This window comes from Bacillus cereus group sp. BfR-BA-01316 (assembly GCF_022664195.1).
Lineage (GTDB): Bacteria > Bacillota > Bacilli > Bacillales > Bacillaceae_G > Bacillus_A.
On the sequence record NZ_JAKUGX010000065.1, the window covers coordinates 1 to 4,608 of the forward strand.

The window sequence follows — 4,608 nt, forward strand, 5'->3', positions numbered from 1 at the left end:
ATCAACATTTTATCTCTTTCATTTGCTCGGTTTTCTTGTCGAGTAAGTTGATGTTCCATACGTTCTAAAATTTCTCTATCACTTTTTCGTTCCTTCTCCATCTCTTCAATTTTTTCTAATAGGTGTCTATTAAGTTTGTCTTGCTCTTTTATATAATCTATTAAACTTTGTATAGATTCATTTGTCACAGAAGTTAGAGAACGGCTAGAAGAGTGGGTTTCGCTTTTAAATTCTTGTTGTATTTCTTGGAGAGCGCCCCCCGTTCTTGATGAAGAGCGGTTTCCTTCACGCTTAGATATAATAACTTTTGCAGCTTGTTCTAAGTTGAATTTTTGCTCTTGTACTAAACTTTTAAACAGTATAAGTGTATCTTGATCATAGTGAGTATAATAGCGAGTACCATCATCATTTTTCTCCCAGTAATATCCGTTCTTTTCTAGCGCGGCAGCCCACTTTCTTAAAGTACTTACCCCGATATTTAATCGTTCACTCATTTCTTTGTTTAACAAGACATATTCATATTCTTTCAAGCTATCACCTCACTCTTTAGAATATCACAAATCTTCTTGTGGGCGCTCATTCACCCGCTCTTCAATGATTATTCGAGAATTTAAAAGAATTCCCTTTGATTTTATCGATTTTCGTAGTTGTCAAAAATGAAAATTACGAAAATCGATAAAATCAAACATTTTTAAAAATGGCCGGAGTAGAACACAGTAAATCAACTACCTTTTTTATACAAGATTTTATACAAATTTTTGTACTAATACAGGATATTCGTAAACCTGAAAAACCTTAGTATCTCCACAATGTATGAAATCATGCATAGCATGATAAACAAAGAAAAAACCAAATCCTATTTATATCAACGGATTTGGCTTTTTCTTTACTACCGATAATAAGATGTTATGTAAACCTCACATCTATAGAATATACATCCAAAAATCCGAACAAGTTGTCTCTTTCGAATGGTACAATTAGGAAAAGGAGGAGAAAAAATGAATTGGACAGTCTTGAGAGATTCCAAAACTATGTGGGGGTTCGCAATTGCAATATTGTTTGCGATACTATCAATTGTTTTGGCTGTAAAGGAAAGCGGATATTGGGTAGTCCTTGTTGTGCTTGCAACCATTCTGACGTTCCTTAGCGTAAATAGAGCAAACAAGGTTTACAAATCAAGAAGCTAGAACAGACACCCTCTCTAAACAGGAGGGTTTTTCTCTTTTTTATGGTTTTGTTCTTTTTTTTTGATCTGAAATTTGCTTTTTGGCTAGAGAGCTGGCTCGTCGTGTGGGGGCGAAACCCCACGTATTACGTATCAATTTTTTGAATAAGAGCTATTTTTGAACGAATGATCTAAGCGGTTCGGCTCGTATACTTGCTAGTCCAAGTCGAGAACCATTGCTTTGCTTTTTGTCTGTCGGCTTGGCGATATAAGCAAATCGAGCCGAAAAAAGTTCCGCAAGGACTATATATAAAAAAAAGGCGTTAGCCTTTAGGTGAGGATGAACGAACCTACTTTTTTATATATAGGGTGGAGATTTTTGAGTGTTCTTTTCAAAAATACAACCCGTTCCTTGCGGAACTTTTAGCCTATATATATAGAGTGAGAAGAGAGAGAGTTTTAAAAGTGGTATAAAACGTTGATATAACTAGGTTTATGATGTTTTTCGTGTGTATCGAAAACAATACACATTCGTATCGAAAACAATACACACGAAAATGAGTAAAAAAATAAGATTGACTAATTGTCAATCTTAAAATAATTTATCTGGTAACTCTTTCAATATCTTCATTTTCATAGCTTTATAAAAGATCGCTTTAAGTGCTTCATTTACATTATCCTTATCTCCTGCATAAATAATGTGCGGATTTACAAATAATGAATAAGCTTTTGCATTATTTCCTTCAATTCCACTTTCAGCTTTCGCTAATATCCCTTTTTTAACCAAAGAATTTACTGAAAGACTTGTATTCGCTCGTGTTAATCCAATTTTTTTTGCAAGTCCTGAAATATTCAATGGAACTGGATTTTTTGATTTCACATCCTCAACAATACAGTTTGAATTAAAAGCAATCGAAGAAACAATATCAATTAAAAATGCTTTTTCTTTAGCTGTAAAGTATTCCCTTTCCCTTAAAAATTCATAATTACTTTGCAAAATTTGAGCAAACCTCACTTTCGACTGAGGACTTTTTTTAGTACCTATGTAAAGCTCTTTACCAGTAGCTTTAGCCATAGTTTCCATGGCTTTTTCTAATTCAACTTCTGAAACATCATTATATAACTCTTGAAATTTTTCATTTTCAATTTCTAAATCTCTTTTTCTAGCATTTCTTTCAGCTTGTCCAAAATCTACAACTTTTGTCATAAAATAATTCTCTCCCTTAGTGGAAGGAATCAACTAACCTATGCTACAATGTGTATAGAATATATATTAGGTTGATTCCAACCTGATTATGAAAAACCGCCTGTCCGCCAAGACATTGGGCGGTTTTTTCGTCTTTCTCTATAATAACATGGAATCTCTTACTAAGGATTCCCATCTGCTGCAAAAACACAACATTCAATCCTCTTTTTCTGCTTCAAACGCACCCCAATTAGCAATTAATTCCATTTCTTTTCCTTCTATTCCTTGCTGTTGCAAGGCTCTATCCATTCCGACACGCCTCGTTAATCCTCGACTACTTTCGAAATTCGGTACATAGTTAATATGTAAATGCGGATTTGCTTCATCATCATGTAAAACCATGTTATAGACTGCTAGATTTGGATTTCGCCCTTGAAACGTCTCCGCATACTGTTTTAACGCCTCTTTTTTAGCTTCCCTATACTTTGGGTCATCTTTACCCTCTCCAACCGCTACAACCAATTCTCGTTGCTCATGTGTCTTTTCATTTTTATGTATTTTGTCATAGTAGTCCTGAATCTTACGATCATTTCGTTTTTGCTTCTCATTATACTTGTCCACCGCTTCTTGAAAGACATCCTTGTATACACTTCGGATATCCTTTTGAACAAAATAGATATTCTCGTCTAACCTGGATAGATCGATGCCAGGATTCCCATAAATGTTTTCTCTGTTATTATGGCTTAATAAACTTTGGTGAGATTGATTAAATGAGATAGAGAACAACATAAAGTGCCACCACTTCCCCTAGATTAATTGATACAATAAGTCTAGCAAGGCGACGAAATTGTGTCAATTGACGTAACCCTATACTTATTTTGACACTAACGCATCAAAATCGATAGGGGTCTGCGACGCTTATCGGCTCCGCCTAGCCCTGCCCAGCATGGCAAAAACCTTGGGCTTTGCCCAAACCCACTGGGGAACTTTTCCCCAGACCCCATCCTTCGAACTCCCCAACCCCTCAATCCTTGAGGGGCTCCCTCGCCGGTTGGCAGGGTCAAAAGGGTACCTTTTGACAACCACAAGAGGGTTGCATAGTGAGTCTGTCAACTCCTTAATGCTCCTTCATTTCGCCTTCGCTTCACTCTGTCCGCTTACCGTTGACAGACATTGAATCTAGTAATTAAATTTCATATAAAGGATGTCACAACATCATCAACTTAAGAAATTCATTGCTCTCCAAAACGATAAAAGTGCACTGAATTCTTATAAATAGACAACAATGTTAAGATAATTTTTTTGTTTTGAGAGTACTTCAAAATTTTGACTTGATGGACATGTATAGTAATAAGAATCTTTGCAACAAAATCCCTGAAATTTATAAAATGAAATACAAAATAAACGGAGCTACTTCTATTTTTCTTTCTCTTATTCTATCAAAAAACTCGCTATACATCTTAGGCAATCATCCAATTATGCATAGACAATCATCAAAAAAGTATAGAGCCAAATATTATAAAAAAATTAGGATAAAAAAAGCATTCATTAAATCGGAAACATACAAAGACAGATTCAAAACTTAATCGTTGATAAAAGACTGTTAAAAATAAAGGAGGAATATCTTTATGTCATATTTTTGGAGAAACCTCGGGAAAGGATGTGATGAGTTGATTTACTATACTTATGTCCCACATTCCCCGGACTACCCTTATTTATATTATCCCCCCTATTATGATGATCGAACAACTTACCCAATAAATCCCTATCATAATGCTTATTCTTATTATAATTATCACGCTTCTCCCTATCCTTATTTAGAAAATGCAGAATCTCATGAAAATACTAGAATAATAGCAGAGATTGTAGCTATTGCAGGGGGAGCAGCTACAATCAGTGAAGCCATTTCAAAAGTTAAAAGTGCATTATCTATAATCAATCCACCAAGATCTGTGATCCTTATATTCGAAAATCATACAAATACCACATTGAGAAAGGTCAGAGAAAATTTTGAGCATGGTGGATGGGCAGTTCCTCCTGAAGGGGAAATACCGCCAAACAGTGCACTTATATTTGGTGCACGGAGTTCAGCTGGGAGTATAGCTACTGGAACAGAAGGGCGTATCACCTACGCTGGCGATGGAATTGAGATAACATTATATTGGGATAACCCGTTTATTGGTAGTAATGAATGTAATATTACAATAAGTGGTCCTAAAGCAGCTCAGTATCGAGTTCACCATGCATGTGGAGCGGG

General features: G+C 35.5%; 4 protein-coding genes and 1 pseudogene. 2 read left to right on the forward strand and 3 right to left on the reverse strand.

Annotation, left to right across the window (positions count from 1 at the left end; all coding sequences use genetic code 11):
* The coding region (locus tag MR071_RS24830; RefSeq protein WP_242238222.1) for a MerR family transcriptional regulator at positions 1–530 on the reverse strand (530 nt) is incomplete at its 3' end.
* A gap of 468 nt (positions 531–998) precedes the next feature.
* Between MR071_RS24830 and MR071_RS24835 the strand changes: the two genes are divergently transcribed.
* On the forward strand, positions 999–1,187 hold the full coding sequence (locus tag MR071_RS24835) for a hypothetical protein (protein WP_107888407.1): 189 nt from the start codon (positions 999–1,001) through the stop codon (positions 1,185–1,187).
* A gap of 570 nt (positions 1,188–1,757) precedes the next feature.
* On the opposite strand, the gene MR071_RS24840 is transcribed toward MR071_RS24835, so the two are convergent.
* Together MR071_RS24840 and MR071_RS24845 are read right to left on the reverse strand one after the other, a co-directional pair.
* Positions 1,758–2,372: a hypothetical protein gene (locus MR071_RS24840; RefSeq protein WP_098609312.1), complete on the reverse strand. Its 615-nt coding sequence runs from the start codon at positions 2,370–2,372 to the stop codon at positions 1,758–1,760.
* 213 nt (positions 2,373–2,585) lie between these two features.
* Positions 2,586–3,140: pseudogene (locus MR071_RS24845) on the reverse strand (plasmid recombination protein); the annotation flags it as partial.
* Between the two features lie 839 nt (positions 3,141–3,979).
* Here MR071_RS24845 and MR071_RS24850 point away from each other — a divergent pair.
* The coding region (locus tag MR071_RS24850) for an aegerolysin family protein (RefSeq protein WP_242238223.1) at positions 3,980–4,608 on the forward strand (629 nt) is incomplete at its 3' end.